Below are 17,459 nucleotides of genomic sequence, written 5' to 3'. Positions count from 1 at the left end.
GGCGCGGCGAGCGCCTCAGGAACCTCCGGCGGCCCGCCGCGCGGCGATGCGACGCTTCAGGGCGCGGCGTTCCGTCTCGCTCGTACCGCCCCACACCCCGATGGACTGCCCCGTGTCCAGTGCCCACTCCAGGCACTGCTCCTGCACGGGGCAGCGTCGGCACACGGCCTTGGCCTGCTCCGTCTGCATCAGGGCGGGTCCGGAGGTGCCGATCGGGAAGAAGAGGTCGGGGTCCTCGGTCCTGCAGGTCGCACGTTCGCGCCAGTTGTCCATGGAGAGTCACCTGCGATCGGTGTGAATGCGGACAGGCGCCCTTCTGGGCGCCCTACTCCTTTTCGGGTCACCTGTCGGCAAGCGGTGAAACAACGGAACGACGTGCGTGGTCACTGTTCGCGCAGTCCCCAGGGTGAGCCGTACGCGGTCAGCAGTTCCAGGAACGGCCTCGCGGGGAACGCCTCAGGACCGAGCACGCCCGTGCCCGACCAGGCGCCGGTGGCGAGCAGTTCGAGGGCGACGACGGGATTGACGGCGGTCTGCCACACCACGGCCTGGCAGCCGTACTCCGTCATGGACCACTGGTTGTCGACCACGTGGTAGAGGTACACCTCGCGCGGCGCCCCGTCCTTCACGCCCCGCACCCAGGTGCCGGCGCAGGTCTTGCCGTGCATCCGCTCGCCCAGCGTCGCAGGGTCGGGCAGACAGGCGGCGACCACGTCCCTGGGGGAGACCCGCACCGGACCCTCCGGGCCGGGCACGGTCACCGGTTCGGTACGGTCCAGGCCCAGCAGGTGCAGCGTCCTGAGCGTGTCGATGAACTCGCGGCCCAGACCGTACTTGAAGGTCACCCGGCGGGCGTCCACCCAGCGCGGCACGAGCAGCACCTCCTCGTGCTCGACGTTCACGCACTCCACCGGGCCGATGCCCTCCGGGAAGTCGAACACCTCGGGCTCGCTGAAGGGTTCGGTGGTGAACCAGCCGCGGCCCTCCTCGTAGACGACCGGCGGGTTGAGGCACTCCTCGATGGTGGTCCAGATGCTGAAGGACGGCGCGAAGTCGTAGCCGTCCACCGTGAGGTTCGCGCCGTCGCGGACACCGATCTCCGCTATCTCGTCGAAGAGTTCGTCGGCGGCGTACCGGGCGAACACGTCCGACATGCCCGGCTCCACCCCCATGCCGACCAGGGCCAGCGCACCGGCCTCCGCCCACTCCTCGGCCCGCGCGAACTGCTCGTCGCCGAGCTTGACCCCGCACTCCTCGTACGGCCGTTCGGCGTGCGGCCGGGACAGTGACATCGCCATGTCGACATAAGTGGCACCGGCGCGGCGCGCGGCCCGGAACAGCGGCATCACGAACTGGGGGTCGGTGGCGTTGAGCAGGACGTCGCAGCCGTGCCGTTCGAGCAGCGCCGCCACCCCGTCCTCGTCGCCGGCGTCCACCCGCTCGGCACGGAACCGGGCACCCTCCGCGCCGAGCGCGCCGACCGCCGCCTCGGCCCGGGCCGGGTCGTGATCGGCCACCACCATCCGGTCGAAGAACGGCCGCCGGACCGCGATCCGGGTGACGGCGGTGCCCACGCCGCCGGCTCCCACGAGCAGTACACGCATGACGGAGCACTCCCTCTCTGCCTCGTGGATCCTCATGGATCCGGTATGTGTACGGGGCCCCTGGCCGGAGATACAACGCCTCACGACGACATAAGGTCAATGGCGTTGGCATAAGAGTGCGAGGAGGCGGCGATGCCGAAACGCGTGGTCCCCGAGGAGCGCCGACGGCGCCGCAGGCCGACGAGGAGCGGCCGGGTCCTGTCCGGGACACTGATCGTCGAGACGGCGCTCCGCCTGCTGCGCGAGCACGGCAGCACGGGCCTGACCGCCCGTCGGCTCGGTCTCGCCCTGGACTGCGACCCGAGCACCCTCTACCGCTACTTCCGCGGCATGGACGAGCTGACCCTCGCCATCGGGGACGCGCTGATCGGCCAGGCGCTGCACGGCTGGCGCCCCACGGGACAGTGGCGCGCCGACCTGCGGGCCGTCGGGCTGCGCATCCACGCGGCCTATGTGTCGCACCCGCAGGCCGCCGTCCTCACGGCGAGCCGGGTCTCCGGCCGGGCGAACGAACTGGCGGCCGACGAGGCGGTGCTGGACGTGCTGCGCGGCGCGGGCTTCCCGCTGCCGGAGACGGTCCGCGTCTACCACGCCTTCATCGACACCACGCTGGCCTTCGCCGCCCTCGACGCCGCGTCCCTGGCCCTGCCCGGCGCCGCGCGCCGCGCCGACGAGGAGATGTGGCGCTCCACCTACGCCCGCCTCCCCGCCGCCACCCACCCCCGCATCGCCGAGGCCGCGCCGCTGCTGGCCACCCGCATGGTCACCAGCGCCTACCCGACGGCGCTGGACATGCTCCTGGAGAGCGCCGGGAAGAGCCTGGCCTAGGGTCTGTCGTCGCCTTCCCACCCGACGCCGCAGGGTCCGCCCTCCGGACGGACGGCGGGGATTCGGCGACAGGACCTGGGAGATGTCGTTTGGATCTTGCCGAGCCGGGCGGGGGCCGGCACGCACCTCTGCTGCGTTGCCGTCGGTCCTCGACGCCCCGCGTCGACTCCCTCCTCCGCCTCGCGGCCGCACGCACCGGACCCCGCCCGGCTCGGCTGTGAGGCGCCGTCGCCCGAAGCCGGCCTGATCCAAACGACACCCCCTAGCGGCGCAGGGCCCGCGCCGCCGCTTCCGTGACCGCGTCGGCCACCGCCGCCAGCGCGGGGGAGTCCAGCTTCCACTGCTGCCAGTACAGGGAGATGTCGACCTCCCGGTCCGGGGCGAACACCGTGAGGCGGCCGGCCCGGAGCAGCGGGTCCGCCTGGGCCTCGGGGACCATGCCCCAGCCCAGACCCGCGGCGACCGCCTCGGCGAAGCCCTCCGAGGTCGGCACGTAGTGGCGCAGTGCGCTCGCCTCGGCGCGTCCGCCCGTGAGCCGGCGCACGAAGCCGTCCTGGAAGTCGTCCTTCCGGTCGAACACCACGACAGGCGCCCCGGGCAGCGCCTCCCGCAGCGGTTCCGCGAGATGCCGTACGGCGAACCGGGGGTTCGCCACCGGGAGGTAACGCATCCGCCCCAGATGCCGTACGGAACAGCCCGGCACCGCGTCCGGCGACGAGGTCACCGCGGCCATCACCGTCCCCTCCCGCAGCAGCGCCGCCGTATGGGCCTCGTCCTCCCGGCGCAGTTCGAAACGGAGCCGCGAGTCGGCCGGCAGGCGGGTGAGGGCCCCCAGGAACCAGGTCGCCAGCGAGTCCGCGTTCACCGCCACCGGCACCCGGGTCGGCTCCCCGGCCCCGCTCAGCCCCAGCTCGGCGTACGCGTCCCGCTCCAGCCGTCCCACCTGCCGGGCGAGCCTGACCAGCACCTCGCCCGACTCGGTCGGCCGCACCGGCTTGGTGCGCTGGAGCAGCACCCGCCCCGTGCGCTGCTCCAGCGCCTTCACCCGCTGGCTCACCGCCGAGGGTGTGACGTGCAGCGCGGCGGCCGCGGCGTCGAAGGTCCCCTCGTCCACCACGGCGAGCAGGGTCCTTACCTGGTCCAGCGGAAGATCCGTCATCACGAGAGCTAAGGGTACGTAAGAATCCTTAGCTGTACTGCAGAGCGTTCCTGCCCGTAGCGTCCTCGGCGTGACCAGCGCCCTGACCACCGCCGCCACCGGATTCGGCACCGGCCTCTCCCTCATCGTCGCCATCGGCGCCCAGAACGCCTTCGTCCTGCGCCAGGGCGTCCGCCGCGACGCCGTACTCGCCGTCGTCGGCATCTGCGCCCTGTCCGACGCGGCCCTCATCGCCCTCGGCGTCGGCGGGGTCGGCGCGGTGGTCGTGGCCTGGCCCGGCGCGCTGACGGCGGTCGGCTGGATCGGTGGCGCGTTCCTGCTCGGCTATGGCGCCCTGGCCGCCCGCCGGGTGTTCCGCCCGGCCGCCACCGGACTGGAGACGGAGGGCGGGGCGGCGACCTCACGGCGCCGCGCCGTGCTCACCTGCCTCGCGATGACCTGGCTCAACCCGCACGTCTACCTCGACACGGTGTTTCTGCTGGGCTCGGTCGCCGCCGACCACGGCCCGCTGCGCTGGGCCTTCGGCCTGGGCGCCGTACTGGCCAGCGTCTGCTGGTTCGCGGCGCTCGGCTTCGGCGCCCGCCTGCTGAGCCGCTTCCTGGCCCGCCCCACCGCCTGGCGGGTCCTGGACGGTCTGGTCGCCGCCACCATGATCGTCCTCGGCCTCACGCTGATCGCCGGAGCCTGACACCGGGGTCCCGCGCGGTCCCCGGCGCGGACGCGGGGCGTCCGCACCGTCGTCGTGCCCGGCGGGCCGCACCCGGCCGATGTGTCCGGCCGACGTGCCGCACGGCACCGCGAGTTCCGCCTCCGGCCCCCGTACGGCCGCCGCGATGTCCGCGCAGCGCCGCCACCGGGTGGGAGGCCGTTCTACAGCGCCCCGCCGCGCCGGTGCAGCGCGTACTGCTCCATCAGTTTGCCGCGCGTCGTCTCCAGCCGGTGGGCGAGCACCTCGGCGACACTGCGCACCAGGGTCATCCCGAGCGGCGGGTCCTCCTCGCAGAGCCGGAGCACGGCCGCCGCGTCGAACTCGTAGGCGCGCACCCGGCTGAAGGCCACGGCGCCGAAGTCCCACTGGTGGGGCGGGAACAGCCAGGACCAGCCCAGCAGATCACCCGCGCCGAGGCCGGCGACGGTCACCCGGTGCAGGTCGTTCACCCGCTGGTCCAGGGAGACCGCGCCGGAACGGATCACCCAGAACCGGTCGGCGGTGCCTCCTGACTCGAAGATGCGGGTGTCCTCGGGGAAGGACACCTCCCGCGCCAGTGCCATCAGGCGCTCGCGCTGCGGCGGGGGGAGGGCGGTCAGGAGTTTGATCGCTTTGGTCATGGCGCGGGGCTCCTCGCCGGGCATTCGGTTCCGGTGCTTTCCCTACGTTCATTTCAGCCGCTGCGGCCGTTCGGGGCACCTCGGCGGATGCGCGAAGTCCGGTTACTGTCGCGCCGGCCCCGTCCGGGCATGGAAAAGCCCTGGCTGGACGGGGGAAGCCAGCCAGGGCGGTAAGCGGTGGTGTCCGGAGGACGGATGTCGACTCCGCCACCACGTATGAATGAACGATAAACCATTCCGGCGGCGTTCGGGTAATCGGGCCGCGTGACCTGTTCCACCGGCCCCGGCCGGCGCGCTCGTCCACGACCCCGACCGTGTCCGGACCGGAATCCGACGGGTCCGGCAGACGCGTGCCCGCGGCAGGCCCCGCCCGCCGAGGGCGGAGCGCGGGCTCGGTGAGCCGTTCGCCCGGCAGGGCCGCCGGATGCCGGGCGGATCCGGTGTGATCACCTCGGCCGCGCCCCGTGCCGGCGGCCCGAGCCACCGGCACGTCCCCGGCCGGGCCGAAGAACGCGTCCCGCGGCAGCGGCACCTGCGCCACCCGGGGTCCGCCCGGCGGCGGCACGTCCACCCGCGGCGTCGACAGCGGTTCCCCGGTCGTCTCCCGGCCGTCGCCGTGGGTGACCCGCATCCCGGTACGACGGTGGTCCACCGGACGCGCGTCGACGCCGCGGTCCTCGCGCAGCGGGTCCGCCGCCTGGAATCCCGTGACATCGGGACCGTCGGGATCGATCACGCCGGGCAGTGGACCGAAGCCGTCCCGGTCGTCGACGTGCGTGCCGTCGACCTCCTCGGCCGCGGCCCACTCCTCCGGTGCTTCCGGGACCGGCACCCGGCTGCGGCCGACCGTCATGGGCCCCGGGTGCCCGGGAACGGCCGGAGCCGATCCGCGGGGCCCGGCCTCCCGTTCAGCCCTCCGCCGCGTGCTTGCCCGGCGTCAGGATCTCGTCCAGCACCCGCAGCACCACCCCGTAGGCCACCCCGCGCACCTCGGCGTCGCGCGCCGCGCCGGGATCGCCGGTGTCCGCCCGTCCGAGCTCGTCGCCCCGGGCCCGCCAGATCCGCTCCTCCTGGGCCGCGCAGGCCCGTGCCCGCTGGATGCGCCGCATCAGTTCGTCCGAGTCCACCACATCGGTCATGTGGTCCGCGTACCCCCGTGTGGCGTTGGGATGACAGGCACGCGGTACGCACCTGGGAGGTTTGGCGGTACCGGGACAGGTGAGCCGAAAAGGGAGTTCCGGGGCATTTAATCGACTTCGTCACCGACCAGGGAGCCACACGATGTGTCAGGAGTACACGACCGAACCCCTCGAAACGCCCGGCGCGCGCCGGGCCGGATCCCCCTGCCCGTGCCGCCCGGCCGAGGTCCGCGAGGCCGTCACGCGAGCGGTGTCCGAACGCTGCCGGGCCACCCACACCCCCTGCGACACCGAGGCGCTGGCGGACGCCCTGCTCGTCGCCTCCGAACTCACCACCAACGCCATGCTGCACGGCGGCGGGATCACCGACTTCCAGGTGGATGTGAGCGGTCCCGGAGTGCGTCTGTCGGTGAGCGACCGCAGTGACGAGCTGCCCGTCGTCATGGAGCCGACCGACCGGCAGGGACGCCGCCGTCCGGGCGGTCACGGCTGGCCCATCGTGTGCCGGCTGTCCCGCGACGTCCGGGTGTCCGACCTGCCCGCCGGAGGCAAGTGCATCACCGCCGTGGTACCCCTGCCCTGACCGGCCGGAACGGGCCCCGGCACATCGTGGTGAAGAAGCGGAGTTTGTTCCACCGGTGAGGGGGCAATCGGAGGTTCGTGCTTCGGACCGGAGGCGCGCCGGCGGGAGTGGTACGCCTGCTGTGGACCCTCCGGGCGTCCCGGTGGCGGCCCTCCCGCGGTAGATCCCTGAAACCACCGTTCGGGAGCGAACCGCATGCTCATTGACACGCCCGCCCATCGTTCCGGCCCTTCCGACACGACGACCGCCGCACCCCGCCGTCGCCACGACGACGCCCCCGACACCGCCGTCCTCTTCACCCGGCTGGCCTCCCTGGAGGACGGCCCCGAGCGGGACGCCGTCCGGGACGAGCTCGTCACCGCGTGGCTGCCCATGGCCCACCGCATCGCCAGCCGCTTCCGCGACCGCGGCGAGGCCGTCGAGGACCTGCGCCAGGTGGCCGCCCTGGGCCTGGTGAAGGCCATCGACCGCTTCGACCCGAGCCGCGGGGCCTTCGAGAGCTACGCCGTCCCCACCATCACCGGCGAGGTCAAGCGGCACTTCCGCGACCGGATGTGGGCCCTGCGCGTGCCCCGCCGGGTGCAGGAACTGCGCAACAAGGTGCGGGTGGCCCGGCGTGAACTCACCCAGAACCCCGGCAGCCCCGAGCCGTCCGTGGCGGACATCGCCGCCCACACCGGGCTGACCGAGGAGGAGGTCGGCGCCGGGATGGAGGCCCTGGAGAGCTTCAGCACCCTTTCCCTGGACGCGGAACTGTCGTCCGACGACGACGGTTACAGCCTCGCCGACACCCTCGGCGCCGCGGACGCCTCCTACGACATCGTCGTCGACCGCGAGTCCGCCAAGGAGGGCCTGCGCAAGCTGCCGGAGCGCGAGCGCGCCATCCTCTACATGCGTTTCTTCGAGGACATGACCCAGAGTCGTATCGCCGACCGGCTGGGCATCTCCCAGATGCACGTCTCCCGTCTCATCAGCCGCAGCTGCGCCCGGGTGCGCGCCGAGGTGATGGGACAGCGCACCGGCCGCCGCGGTACCGGCGGACACTCGGCGACGGCGTGAGCGGCGCCCGCCCCCACCAGAGAGCGAGACACATGCTGAAGCCCCACCCCACCCTGCTGCGCCGGCTCGTCGAGGAGTACGAGGCCCTGACGGCGGCCGGAAGCGGACCGGCCGGCCCGGACCCGCGGATCGGGGACCTGGCGTACACCCTGTGCGTGTCGACCGGCACACGGGACGTACGCCAGGCACTCACCACCGCGCGCGGCTGGCTGGCGACGGCCGGGCAGGACGCGCCGAGGGCCGGCACCCCGGCCGCCGTATGACCCGCGGTGTGCGGGGAACCCGAAGCCAATGAGCGAATCCGAGATTCCCCCGGAAGGCAGGCCCGTGGACGTCTACCTCGACCTCCTGCGGGTTCGGATGGACACCGAGGACTACCGGCTCCTGCTCCACGTGGTGGAGCCGGTCCTCCAGGCGATCGAGGAACACCGGCTGTCCGGCATGGACCTCGCGCTGGACGGCGGGGACGAGGAACTTCCCCAGGAGGTCCGCGACGAGGCCGCCCTCGTCATCGCCACCGCCGTCACCGGCCGCCTGGACAACGAGGTGGTCGAGCTGGAGGTCGACGAGACCGGACCGGTCCGGGTGGTCACCGACGCGGCGACCGCCGCCGACCCCTCCCGCCTGGACGAGATCGCCGACTACATCAGGGACCGCCACCGTCAGAACGAGGAGCTACGAGGCATCGCCGAGGCCAGCGGCCTCCCCACCGACTTCTGAACCCCGCCCACGCCTCACCCGTGCGTACGGCCCCGGCAACCGCCGGGGCCGTACGCACGCCTGCCGGGACCGGCCGACAGGACCGACATCACGCGCCCCGGCAACCGGTCCTCGCGTACGGCCCCGGCACCGACGGAACCCCGGCGACCGGCCCGCACCGCGGTCGGCCTCGCGCTGCCGCCGTCCGCATGCCGGGCCGCGGGGCAGCGGGTTCTCATCGTTCGGGGGTCTTCACCGGGACGGCCAGGGGGCGGGCGAGGCCCACCACGGCCTCGTCCAGGCGCTCCAGGTGGCGCAGCACCCGGTCGGTGATGCGGCCGTAGCGGGCGGTGCCGTCACCGCCCAGGAGCGACGCGATGCTCGGCCCGGTCTCGACCGGCGCGGTGACGTCCTCGTCGGCGACGCGGTCCGCGATCGTCACGATGTTGCGCACCGTGCGCCCCGCCGCCCCGCGCAGCCGGGGGTCCGCCGCGATCGAAGGATGGGCCGGCAGCAGTTCCGCCGTGGCCGCCAGCGAGCGCGCGTGGTATGCGCACGTCTCGAGGAGCGCCACCACGTACCGCGCGTTGGTGCGCCGGGCCCGCAGCGGGGTGACCGGATGCGTCAGCGGCTGGGTGGCGGAACGCAGGTCGCCCAGCGCCTGGTCCAGCTCCCGTGCCTTGTCCAGCAGGTCGCCGGCGGGCCCCCCGCTGAGCTGACCGACGGCGGCCTCGGTCACCTCGGCGAGCCGCTCCAGCACGGTGACCAGCAGCTCGTTGGTGCGCCGGTCGGTGTGCACGGGCAGGACCAGCGCCGCCGCGACCACCCCGCAGGCCGCGCCCAGCGCCGTCTCCTCCACCCGCAGCACCAGCACCTCCCAGCTGTAGGTGTGCAGCAGGGTGTAGAGCAGCCCGAGCATCGCCGTCACGAAGAACGACATCAGCGTGTAGGACAGCGGCGCCGTGTAGAACATGGCGAAGATCAGCACCAGCACCAGCGCGAACGCCGTCCAGGTGTGACGGCCCACCAGGGCGGCCAGCAGGATGCCGGCGACGACGCCGAACACCGTACCCAGCAGCCGCCGGTAGCCCTTGACCAGGATCTCGCCGGTCGAGGCCGTGTTGATGAAGACGATCCAGCAGGTCAGCACCGCCCAGTACCAGCGGTGCGTGGACAGCAGCTCGCCCCCGGCGATGGCCAGCGTCGAGCCCACGGAGACCTGCACGGCGGCGCGCGTGGTGGGCCGCCGCAGCCCCTTCGGCGGCTCGGCCCGCTCGGTCTCCTCGCCGGCGTCGATGGCGGCGTCCTCGGCGTCCAGCTCCTCCCGCGAGCGTGCCGTCGCCGGGCTGTCGTCCGACTCGTCCTGCGGCCCCTCCAGCGCGATACGCAGCCCCATGACGGCGCGCGCGGTCTCGCCGACGGCCCGGAACACGTCCCGCACGGCCGGGGTGGCGGCCGGCAGGTTCTCCTCGTCCCGGTAGCCGAGCAGCCGGTTGCGCAGCTGGGCCACGCCCGTTCCGCCGGCCCCGGTGCGTACCACCAGCACCCGCAGCGCGAGCAGGTCCCGCCGCAGTACGGCGGTGGCCTCGTCCGGACCGGGCAGCCGGCCCACCTCCGGGGCGGGCGCACCGGGCAGATGCAGGGTCAGGGTGTCCGCCCGCTCGGTGCTGCGCGCCGACAGCAGCAGCAGGCCGAGCCGCTCGGCGGCGATCTCCGCGTCCGCGATCCGGCGCTGCACCAGCCGCGCCGTCGACTCGTCCGGCGTGCCCTCCTCCAGCCGGCTCTGGATCATCAGGGCCGTGTCGTGCAGCCGTGCGGTGCCCTCCCGCATGTCCTCCAGCGCCTTGTCCACCTCGTTCGGCCCGGCGTCCAGCAGCGCCAGCTGCGCGGAGACGAGCCGGCCCAGCCGGGCCCGGAAGGCCTGGCGCAGCCGCAGGAGCAGGCCGGCGGGCGTCACGGGGACGACGGCGAACCGCACCAGGGCGCTGCACGCGAACGCGACGGCCAGGGCCGCCCACAGTCCCGGCAGCTGCGAGGCGGAGGCACCGACGAACAGGGACACGAAGTAGACCTGGAAGCAGATCAGACCGAGCGCGGTCCCGCGGTCCCCGAACCGGCGGCCGTACACCGCGGCGAAGATGAGGACCACGAAGAAGGCGTCCCCGACGACGACGCGCTCGCTGAGCACCGCGCCCAGCGACACGGACACCAGCGCGACGGGCAGGCCGACGGCCAGCGTGACCGCCTGAGCGCCGCGCCGCTTCTCCCGGATGGCGAAGGTGGCGACCATCGCCGCCATCGCCCCCGCCACCAGATGGGTGACATCGGACCCCGCCGAGGCCAGCACGGCCAGCGTCAGCGCGATCGCGCCCACCGTCCGCAACCCGGCCGTCAGCCGCAGCAGACCGGGGTCGGACGCCGCCAGACGGTCCCGCAGCCGTGTCCGCACCGAGCGTCCCGCCGCCTTCACGCCGCCGCACTCTCTCCCGTCGCACACGCGCGCCCGGACCCCGGAACCACCGGACGCGTGCCGCCTGTGGCCCTGCGGATCACCGCGCCGCCCGGCCCGCCTCCGCGACGTGCTCCCGCACCTGCTCCGGCGTCAGATAGGCGTCCAGGTACTCGAAGTCCCGCAGGTTCCCCGGCTTGTGCGCCTGGAACCCGGTGCGCACGAAGTCGTCGCCGGCGACCGCGTTCAGCAGCCAGTTGGTCATCACCCGCGTCTTGGCGACACCGGTGCGCAGCGCCGACCAGTGGTAGCCGCGGGCCACCGCCTGGGCGGGCAGGCCGTGCAGTTCGATGCCGAGCGGCTTGGACACCGCGTCGGTGCCGCCGAGGTCCACCACGAGTCCGAGGTCCTGGTGGACGTACGGCCGCGTCGGCCGGCCCCGCAGCGTCGCGATGACGTTCTCGGCGACGTGCCTGCCCTGCCGCAGGGCGTGCTGCGCGGTCGGCGGGCACACGGCGTCGTCGCCCTTGGCCACGTCGGGCACCGCGGCCGAGTCGCCGAGCGCGAACACCCCGTCGTGGCCCGGCAGGCACATGTCCGTGTTGACCGCGAGCCGCCCCCGGACGGTCTCCGCGTCGAGCGTGGCGATGAGCGGACTGGCGACGACACCGGCGGTCCAGATCAGGGTGCGGGTGGGCACCACCCGGCCGTCGGTGAAGGTGACCTCCTCGGCGCCCGCCTTCGCGATGGAGACGCCCAGCGAGATCTCGATGCCGCGCCGGGTCAGGATCTCCTGCGCGCTGCGCCCGAGCTTCTCGCCCAGTTCGGGCATCAGCTTCGGCGCGATGTCGATGAGATGCCACTTGATCAGGCCCGGGTCGAGGCGCGGGTAGCGCTTGACGGCGGCGTGCGTCAGCCGCTGGAGGCAGGCCGCGGTCTCGGTGCCCGCGTAACCGCCGCCGACGACCACGAACTGCAGCCGCGAGGCCCGCTCGGCCGGATCGTGGCTCGCGTCGGCCAGGTCGAGCTGGGAGATGACGTGGTCGCGGAGGTAGGCGGCCTCGGCGAGCGACTTGAGCCCGAAGGCGTGGTCCGTCAGCCCCGGGATGTCGAAGGTGCGGGTGACGCTGCCGGGGGCCAGCACGATGTAGTCGTACGGCTCGTTGACGATCTCGCCGTTGACGATGCGGATGACACAGACCTTGGACTTCAGGTCCACGCCGATGGCCCCGCCCGGGATGATCCGGGTGCGGTACCTCTCGCTGCGGCGCAGGGAGAGCGCGACCGACTGCGGGGTCAGCACGCCGGAGGCCACCTGGGGGAGCAGCGGCAGGTAGAGCTGGTAGGAGAACGGCGTCACCAACGTGAGGTCGGCCTCGTTCGGGGCGAGCCTGCGCTCCAGCCGGCGCACGCACTCCACGCCGGCGAAGCCCGCACCCACCACCAGGATCCTGGGTCGTGTCACGGTGTCCATCCCTTCCTGCGGCTCCAGGCGGTCTGCCTCGAACATCGACAACTGACGCGTGCCCCTGTTCGGCACCACGATGCCCGTACCTTCGCCGGAACGCACCGGGAAGAGATCGGCGGCCGGTTCAGCCGTGCAGGTGGCACAGCAGCAGGCAGACGTCGTCGTCGCGCTCCGAGTCGCTCAGCAGGGGGCGGAGGATCCGGTCCGCCGAGTCCTCCAGGTCCGCGTCCAGCTCCGCGGAGCCGAACGCGCCGAGAACCGCCGCGAGCCGTTCGATGCCCGGGTCGATGCCCCGGGCGCGCCGCTCCACCAGCCCGTCCGTGTAGAGCGCGAGCGTCGAACCGGGCGTCAGCCGCTCGGTGTGGTCGCCGATGTCCTGCTTCAGCGGGATACCGAGCATCGCGCCGGGCTTGGCGTCCAGGGTGCGCACCCGCCCGTCGGGCAGCCGCAGCACCGGCGGCGGATGACCGGCGGCGGCCCACGTCAGCGTCTGCCCGTCCGGATGGAACCGCGCGATGACCGCCGTGGCGAACAGATCGGGCTGGAGATGGCGCAGATACCCGTGCAGCCGGGTCAGCAGCCGGCCGGGGCTGTCGCCGTCGACGGCGTAGGCGCGCAGCGCGGTGCGCAGCTGGCTCATCATCACCGCCGCGTGCAGCCCGTGCCCGGTCACATCGCCGATGACGGTGATCAGACCGCCGTCGGGCTGCCGGAAGGCGTCGTACCAGTCGCCGCCGATGTTCAGCCCGTGCGTGGCGGGGAGGTAGCGCGCGGCCAGGCTCAGGCCCGGCGTCGTCGGCAGGTCGGTGAGCAGGGCGCGCTGCAGCGTCTCGGCGATGTCACGGTTGTGCTCGAAGCGGCGGGCGTTGTCGATGGCGGTGCCGGCCCGCCGGGCGAGCTCGAGCAGCATCACGGCGTCGTCCGGGTCCCAGCGCTCACCGGGCGACGACAGCGTCAGCACCCCCAGCGGCGCCCGGCGGGTCAGCAGCGGGATGCACAGCAGCGACCGGTCGGGATCCAGGGCCGACGGAGGCTGGTCGTCCACCCCGGGCAGACCGCCGGGGTGGACGGCCGCGTACTGCGGGCGCCCGCTGCGGGCCGCGCGGACCGCGGCGCGCGGATGGGACGTGGGCGGGTGCCGGTCGTCCTCCTGGTCGAACAGCCATACGTCGACGCGGTGGGCGTACCGCGGCACCAGCAGCTCCGGCAGCCGGCGCACGATCTCGTCGTGGTTGAGCGAGGCGTTCAGCACGGCGCTCGCGTCCGCCAGGAACGTCAGCCTGCGTCGCGCGTTCTCCGCCTCGTTGCGCGCCCGGCGCTCGGCGGCGAACGCCTCCCGCTGGGCGCGTCCCGCCGCGTCCAGCTCGGCGTGCAGCGCCAGGACGCCCTGGTTGGTCTGGTGCAGTTCCTCCCGGTGGAAGGCGACCAGTTCCTCCTGTTCGGCGAGCTTGTCCAGCACCACGGCCGTGTCCTCGTCGGCGCCCAGCAGCGCCTCGGACAGGCCGGCCGGATCCTCCGGTACCGGGCCGGTGTCGGACGCCGGGCCCGGCTCGGGGCACGGGACGGTCAGCGTCCACCCGGCGCGGTCGGCGGCACCCGCGCCGGGTGCCGGCGTCACCGCGGCGTGCAGCGTCCCCGCCCCGGCGGACGGGGCGGGGACATCCAGGGTGAGCACCCAGACGCCGCCCTTGGTGAGGCACTGCCGCAGTCGGCCGCTGAGCTCCGCGGCCAGCCGGGCGCGCTCGACGGTGGGCACCCCGTGCGCCGCGGCCAGCCGGGCCACGGCGATACGGGCGCGTGCCGCGTCCGTGACGGTCCGGATCCGCCAGGTGCGCGTCATGGGCGGTCCGGCGGAGCGGGGGCCAGCACGGCCACGGCGGTGTCGTCCCGCACCGGGCGCGCCGGGCTCCCGGCGTCCCGGACGGCCACGGCGGCCGTCACGGCCGGGTCGGCCGGCGGCAGTCCCGTGTCCGGGGGCGGCGTCCAGCGGCCGGGCAGACCGTCGGTGTGCAGGATCAGCAGGCTCTCCGCCGTCCAGGCGACCTCGTCCTCGCGCACGGTGAGCGGCCGGTGCACCCCGACGATGCCGGGCCGGGACAGCAGCGACCGCCAGCGGTCGCCCTCCCGCAGCCGGGCCGTCACATTGCCGATCCCCGCGAAGCGCAGCCGGCCGGCCCAGGTGTCGAGCTGCGCCACGGCGACGGCCGCGCCCCGGGTACCGGCCAGCGCCGCGTGGAGCTTCGGCAGACACTCGGCGGGCGGGAGCCGGGCCCAGTGGCGCAGCTCGTCGGCGGCCGCGGTCGAGGCACGCGCCGCCTCGCTCCCGTGGCCCAGCCCGTCGGCCAGCATCAGGGTCAGCCGGTCACCGGACCTGACCCAGGCCCAGGCGTCCCCCGAGAAGTCCGCCCCGGCGAACGGGACGTTGACGCCACCGGCGCGCGCACCGGGGGCCTCGGCGGAGTCCTCGCCGGCGGTGGAGCCGACGCGGGCCACCGCCACGGTGCCCCGGCCGAACACGCTGTGCAGACCGAAGTCGTCGGCCAGACGCCGGCAGGTGCCGAGGCCCGCGCCGAGCGAGCGGGTGGTGGAGAACCCGTCCCGCAGCGCACCGGCCACATCGGCGATGCCCGGCCCGTGGTCGAGCGCGGTGATCTGCACGACCTGTCCGGGCCGGCCCTCCCGCGGTACGGGCGGGTCCACGACGTCGACGATCACCTCACCCGCCTGCGCGTACTTGAGGAGATTGGTGGCGAGCTCGGTCGCCACCAGCGCCGCGGCGGCCCTGCGCTGCTCGTCGAGCCCGGCCGTCGCCGCGGCCTCCTCCGCCGCGACCCGGACGTCACGCACCCGGGTCGGGTCCTGCACCGGCACGTACCGGACGCGGGGCATCAGACGCCCTCACGCGGACGCGGCGGCCGGGACACCCAGGACGTCACCCGCACCGTGGTCCCCGACCCCGGGGCGCTCTCGACCCCGAAGTCGTGCACCAGGCGCCGGGCGCCGCCCAGTCCCATCCCCAGCCCGCCGCCGGAGGTGTAGCCGTCGCTGAGCGCCCGGTCGAGATCGGGGATGCCCGGTCCCGAGTCGCTGAAGGTGAGCCGCAGCCCGTCGGTCCCGCCCGTGGTGACGTGCGACGCCTCCATCAGGCCGCCCCCGCCGTGCACCAGGGTGTTGCGGGCCAGCTCACTGGCGGCGGTCACCAGTTTCGTCTGGTCCACCAGGCCGAACCCGAGCCGGGCGGCGGCCTGCCGCACATGCTGACGCACCCACACCAGGTCCAGGTCCGACCGGATGGGCAGGCGGGCCTCGACGCCCGCGGCGGTGTGCATCACCGTCTCCCCTCGCGCATGCCCCCGGAGCGCAGCGACACGATGGGCTGCGCGAGAAGCTCCATCGCCGCCTCGGTGGTGAGCGCGGTCTGCAGCCCCGGCAGCGTCAGACCCAGCTCCACCAGGGTGATGGCGACCGCGGGCCGCATACCGGCCACCACGGTGCGCGCGGCCAGCAGCTCGGTCTGCGCCGCGATCTCGGCCAGTACCCGCCCGAGGAAGGAGTCGACGATCTCCACACCGGAGATGTCGATGACCACCCCCGTGACCCCGCTGCGGGCGATCGTCTCGGAGAGATCCTGCTGCAGCTGGTGCGCCGTGCTGTCGTACAGGTCCCCCTGGAGGGTGACCAGCAGAACGTCACCGAGTCTGAGGACCGGCACATGTCCCGCGACCTGGCGGGCGAACCCCTCGCTCACCGCCGGCCCGCACCGTCGGGCGCCGTGTTCACGATGTTGGTCCCCAGCTCGTGCAGGCAGTACCCGAGCGCGTCGGCGAGGCTCGCCCGCGTCTTCACCGTGCCGAGGTCCAGACCGAGGTGCACGATGGTCTGCGCGATCGCCGGGCGGATGCCGGACACCACGCACTCCGCGCCCATCAGCCGGGCCGCGGCGACCGTCTTCATCAGGTGCTGCGCCACCAGGGAGTCGACCGTGGGCACACCGGTGATGTCGAGGATCGCGAACCGGGCGTGCTGGTCGACGACCGCGTTCAGCAGCGTCTCCATCACCCCCTGGCTGCGGGCGCTGTCCAGCGTCCCGATCAGCGGGACCGCCACGATGCCGTCCCACAGCTTGATCACCGGCGTCGCCACCTCCAGCAGCTGGAGCCGCTGCCGGTCGATGAGGGACTGCGTCTCGCTCAGCACCGTCTGCATGGCCACCAGGCGCAGTGTGCCCAGGAGCATGCTGAGCGTGGTCGCACACGCCCGCAGTTCCTCCGGTGACGCCTGCTCCAATTCGGCGACCAGGAGATTCTCGGCCGGCGGCCACAGCGCCGCCAGCTCGCTCGACACCTGGGTGTTGGACAGCCCCGCACGGGAGCGGGCCGCCCCCATCCGCGCCAGCTGCTCACGCACCGCCGAGAAGCCCGCGGCGTCCGGGTCCTCGACCTGCTGCGCGTCGGCGACCTGGGCCAGCGCGTCGACGACCGCCTTCCCCGCCTCCACCGCCTCGTCACGCGAGACCGTGAACACCGTACGGAACAGGGGCTCGTCCGCCCACCGCTGGGCGATCTGCTCGCGTCGGCGACGCAGGAAGTCCCTGACCTCGTGGGCCGGCGTTCCGAGTGATCCGCCCGCTTCGTGCTCCGGCACCTGTTTCCTCTCCTCGAGATGGTTGTGTCCGACCGCGCTCAGACTTCCGGTTCGACCGGGACCTCCGGCAGTTTGTCCACGCGCTCCAGCGCCTCGTCGACGCTCTCCGAGACGGGCACGGTGATGCTCACGCCCGTCAGGTCCAGGATGCGGCGCACCGCCGGGGCCGGGGAGATGATGTGCACGCTCCCCGGCAGCTCACGGGCCTCCTGATAGACCCGGAGGATGATGTTCATGCCGGACGAGTCCATGAAGGGGACCGCCGACAGATCGAGCAGGAAGTGCCGGCGGCCGTGATGGAGCTGGTTCGCCAGGTGGTGCTGGAACTCGGTCGCCGTGTCGACGTCCAAGTACCCCTCCACCGTGAGCAGCGCCACATCCTCACGCGGCAGGGTCACCTCGACGGACAACGGGTCCTGGGCAATGGGCACGAGTACCTCCAACAAGGTGATCAAGCTCTTGGTCGCGCAGCCGCGCGTACCCCCGAATCGTCCGGTC

19 protein-coding genes are annotated in these 17,459 nt (G+C 73.5%); 6 read left to right on the top strand and 13 right to left on the bottom strand.

Translation table 11 applies throughout. From position 1 onward, the window contains the following. Positions 1-15 precede the first annotated feature (15 nt). Together ACH4VX_RS05165 and ACH4VX_RS05160 are read right to left on the bottom strand one after the other, a co-directional pair. Entirely contained in the window at positions 16-273 is a 258-nt protein-coding gene (locus ACH4VX_RS05165) for a WhiB family transcriptional regulator (RefSeq protein ID WP_398365967.1), read from the bottom strand. A 110-nt stretch (positions 274-383) separates the two neighbouring features. Further along, positions 384-1,604 carry a saccharopine dehydrogenase family protein gene (locus ACH4VX_RS05160; RefSeq protein ID WP_398365966.1) on the bottom strand — a complete coding sequence of 407 codons (1,221 nt, stop codon included), beginning with the start codon at positions 1,602-1,604 and terminating at the stop codon, positions 384-386. A gap of 132 nt (positions 1,605-1,736) precedes the next feature. Here ACH4VX_RS05160 and ACH4VX_RS05155 point away from each other — a divergent pair, with 132 nt between their 5' ends. Then, positions 1,737-2,432: a TetR/AcrR family transcriptional regulator gene (locus tag ACH4VX_RS05155; RefSeq protein WP_398365965.1), complete on the top strand. Its 696-nt coding sequence runs from the start codon at positions 1,737-1,739 to the stop codon at positions 2,430-2,432. Positions 2,433-2,694: 262 nt separating this feature from the next. Here the strand turns inward: ACH4VX_RS05155 and ACH4VX_RS05150 are convergent, their stop codons facing one another. Next, positions 2,695-3,591, bottom strand: a complete 897-nt coding sequence (locus ACH4VX_RS05150) for a LysR family transcriptional regulator ArgP (RefSeq protein WP_398365964.1) — start codon at positions 3,589-3,591, stop codon at positions 2,695-2,697. A gap of 70 nt (positions 3,592-3,661) precedes the next feature. Between ACH4VX_RS05150 and ACH4VX_RS05145 the strand changes: the two genes are divergently transcribed. Continuing rightward, positions 3,662-4,279 (top strand): LysE/ArgO family amino acid transporter, encoded by a 618-nt coding sequence (locus tag ACH4VX_RS05145; RefSeq protein ID WP_398365963.1) that lies wholly within the window; start codon positions 3,662-3,664, stop codon positions 4,277-4,279. A gap of 182 nt (positions 4,280-4,461) precedes the next feature. On the opposite strand, the gene ACH4VX_RS05140 is transcribed toward ACH4VX_RS05145, so the two are convergent. Continuing rightward, complete coding sequence (locus ACH4VX_RS05140; RefSeq protein ID WP_398365962.1) at positions 4,462-4,920, bottom strand: cyclic nucleotide-binding domain-containing protein; 459 nt, start codon at positions 4,918-4,920, stop codon at positions 4,462-4,464. A 908-nt stretch (positions 4,921-5,828) separates the two neighbouring features. Next, a complete protein-coding gene (locus ACH4VX_RS05135) occupies positions 5,829-6,059 on the bottom strand; it encodes a hypothetical protein (RefSeq protein WP_398365961.1) in 231 nt (76 codons plus the stop codon). A 142-nt stretch (positions 6,060-6,201) separates the two neighbouring features. On the opposite strand from ACH4VX_RS05135, the gene ACH4VX_RS05130 reads away from it, so the two are divergent. From ACH4VX_RS05130 to ACH4VX_RS05115, 4 genes are all read left to right on the top strand, one after another. Then, positions 6,202-6,642, top strand: coding sequence for an ATP-binding protein (locus ACH4VX_RS05130; protein ID WP_398365960.1), 441 nt, complete (start codon positions 6,202-6,204; stop codon positions 6,640-6,642). Positions 6,643-6,837: 195 nt separating this feature from the next. Then, on the top strand, positions 6,838-7,701 hold the full coding sequence (locus ACH4VX_RS05125; RefSeq protein WP_398365959.1) for a SigB/SigF/SigG family RNA polymerase sigma factor: 864 nt from the start codon (positions 6,838-6,840) through the stop codon (positions 7,699-7,701). 32 nt (positions 7,702-7,733) lie between these two features. Then, complete coding sequence (locus ACH4VX_RS05120) at positions 7,734-7,964, top strand: DUF5133 domain-containing protein (RefSeq protein WP_398365958.1); 231 nt, start codon at positions 7,734-7,736, stop codon at positions 7,962-7,964. Positions 7,965-7,992: 28 nt separating this feature from the next. After that, the gene (locus tag ACH4VX_RS05115) at positions 7,993-8,421 is read left to right on the top strand and encodes a hypothetical protein (RefSeq protein ID WP_073935966.1); all 429 of its coding nucleotides are present in this window, start codon (positions 7,993-7,995) and stop codon (positions 8,419-8,421) included. 214 nt (positions 8,422-8,635) lie between these two features. Here the strand turns inward: ACH4VX_RS05115 and ACH4VX_RS05110 are convergent, their stop codons facing one another. The 8 genes from ACH4VX_RS05110 to ACH4VX_RS05075 form a co-directional block, all read right to left on the bottom strand. Further along, positions 8,636-10,870, bottom strand: coding sequence for an FUSC family protein (locus tag ACH4VX_RS05110; RefSeq protein ID WP_398365957.1), 2,235 nt, complete (start codon positions 10,868-10,870; stop codon positions 8,636-8,638). Positions 10,871-10,949: 79 nt separating this feature from the next. Beyond that, entirely contained in the window at positions 10,950-12,323 is a 1,374-nt protein-coding gene (locus tag ACH4VX_RS05105; protein WP_398366295.1) for an NAD(P)/FAD-dependent oxidoreductase, read from the bottom strand. Between the two features lie 118 nt (positions 12,324-12,441). Then, positions 12,442-14,157: a PP2C family protein-serine/threonine phosphatase gene (locus tag ACH4VX_RS05100; RefSeq protein ID WP_398365956.1), complete on the bottom strand. Its 1,716-nt coding sequence runs from the start codon at positions 14,155-14,157 to the stop codon at positions 12,442-12,444. After that, positions 14,154-15,206 carry a SpoIIE family protein phosphatase gene (locus ACH4VX_RS05095; RefSeq protein ID WP_398365955.1) on the bottom strand — a complete coding sequence of 351 codons (1,053 nt, stop codon included), beginning with the start codon at positions 15,204-15,206 and terminating at the stop codon, positions 14,154-14,156. Before ACH4VX_RS05095 ends, ACH4VX_RS05100 begins: the two co-directional genes overlap by 4 nt. Then, positions 15,206-15,646: an anti-sigma regulatory factor gene (locus ACH4VX_RS05090; RefSeq protein ID WP_398365954.1), complete on the bottom strand. Its 441-nt coding sequence runs from the start codon at positions 15,644-15,646 to the stop codon at positions 15,206-15,208. The genes ACH4VX_RS05095 and ACH4VX_RS05090 overlap by 1 nt, the downstream gene beginning before the upstream one ends. Then, positions 15,646-16,065, bottom strand: coding sequence for an STAS domain-containing protein (locus tag ACH4VX_RS05085; protein ID WP_398365953.1), 420 nt, complete (start codon positions 16,063-16,065; stop codon positions 15,646-15,648). Before ACH4VX_RS05085 ends, ACH4VX_RS05090 begins: the two co-directional genes overlap by 1 nt. Then, positions 16,062-16,961, bottom strand: coding sequence for an STAS domain-containing protein (locus ACH4VX_RS05080; RefSeq protein ID WP_398365952.1), 900 nt, complete (start codon positions 16,959-16,961; stop codon positions 16,062-16,064). Before ACH4VX_RS05080 ends, ACH4VX_RS05085 begins: the two co-directional genes overlap by 4 nt. Positions 16,962-16,999: 38 nt before the next feature. After that, positions 17,000-17,392, bottom strand: a complete 393-nt coding sequence (locus ACH4VX_RS05075; RefSeq protein ID WP_398365951.1) for an STAS domain-containing protein — start codon at positions 17,390-17,392, stop codon at positions 17,000-17,002. Positions 17,393-17,459 lie beyond the last annotated feature (67 nt).

The organism is Streptomyces sp. NPDC020731 (genome assembly GCF_044334705.1).
Taxonomy (GTDB): Bacteria; Actinomycetota; Actinomycetes; order Streptomycetales; family Streptomycetaceae; genus Streptomyces.
Note: the sequence above shows the minus strand (reverse complement) of the source record. Positions and strands in the feature narration are given on the sequence as shown.

What these genes read in the sequence shown, in the direction of transcription:
- ACH4VX_RS05165 (WP_398365967.1), bottom strand. Translation starts at nt 273, where the DNA reads ATGGACAACTGGCGCGAACGTGCGACCTGCAGGACCGAGGACCCCGAC.
- ACH4VX_RS05160 (WP_398365966.1), bottom strand. Translation starts at nt 1,604, where the DNA reads ATGCGTGTACTGCTCGTGGGAGCCGGCGGCGTGGGCACCGCCGTCACC.
- ACH4VX_RS05155 (WP_398365965.1), top strand. Translation starts at nt 1,737, where the DNA reads ATGCCGAAACGCGTGGTCCCCGAGGAGCGCCGACGGCGCCGCAGGCCG.
- ACH4VX_RS05150 (WP_398365964.1), bottom strand. Translation starts at nt 3,591, where the DNA reads ATGACGGATCTTCCGCTGGACCAGGTAAGGACCCTGCTCGCCGTGGTG.
- ACH4VX_RS05140 (WP_398365962.1), bottom strand. Translation starts at nt 4,920, where the DNA reads ATGACCAAAGCGATCAAACTCCTGACCGCCCTCCCCCCGCCGCAGCGC.
- ACH4VX_RS05135 (WP_398365961.1), bottom strand. Translation starts at nt 6,059, where the DNA reads ATGACCGATGTGGTGGACTCGGACGAACTGATGCGGCGCATCCAGCGG.
- ACH4VX_RS05130 (WP_398365960.1), top strand. Translation starts at nt 6,202, where the DNA reads ATGTGTCAGGAGTACACGACCGAACCCCTCGAAACGCCCGGCGCGCGC.
- ACH4VX_RS05125 (WP_398365959.1), top strand. Translation starts at nt 6,838, where the DNA reads ATGCTCATTGACACGCCCGCCCATCGTTCCGGCCCTTCCGACACGACG.
- ACH4VX_RS05120 (WP_398365958.1), top strand. Translation starts at nt 7,734, where the DNA reads ATGCTGAAGCCCCACCCCACCCTGCTGCGCCGGCTCGTCGAGGAGTAC.
- ACH4VX_RS05115 (WP_073935966.1), top strand. Translation starts at nt 7,993, where the DNA reads ATGAGCGAATCCGAGATTCCCCCGGAAGGCAGGCCCGTGGACGTCTAC.
- ACH4VX_RS05105 (WP_398366295.1), bottom strand. Translation starts at nt 12,323, where the DNA reads ATGGACACCGTGACACGACCCAGGATCCTGGTGGTGGGTGCGGGCTTC.
- ACH4VX_RS05100 (WP_398365956.1), bottom strand. Translation starts at nt 14,157, where the DNA reads ATGACGCGCACCTGGCGGATCCGGACCGTCACGGACGCGGCACGCGCC.
- ACH4VX_RS05095 (WP_398365955.1), bottom strand. Translation starts at nt 15,206, where the DNA reads ATGCCCCGCGTCCGGTACGTGCCGGTGCAGGACCCGACCCGGGTGCGT.
- ACH4VX_RS05090 (WP_398365954.1), bottom strand. Translation starts at nt 15,646, where the DNA reads ATGCACACCGCCGCGGGCGTCGAGGCCCGCCTGCCCATCCGGTCGGAC.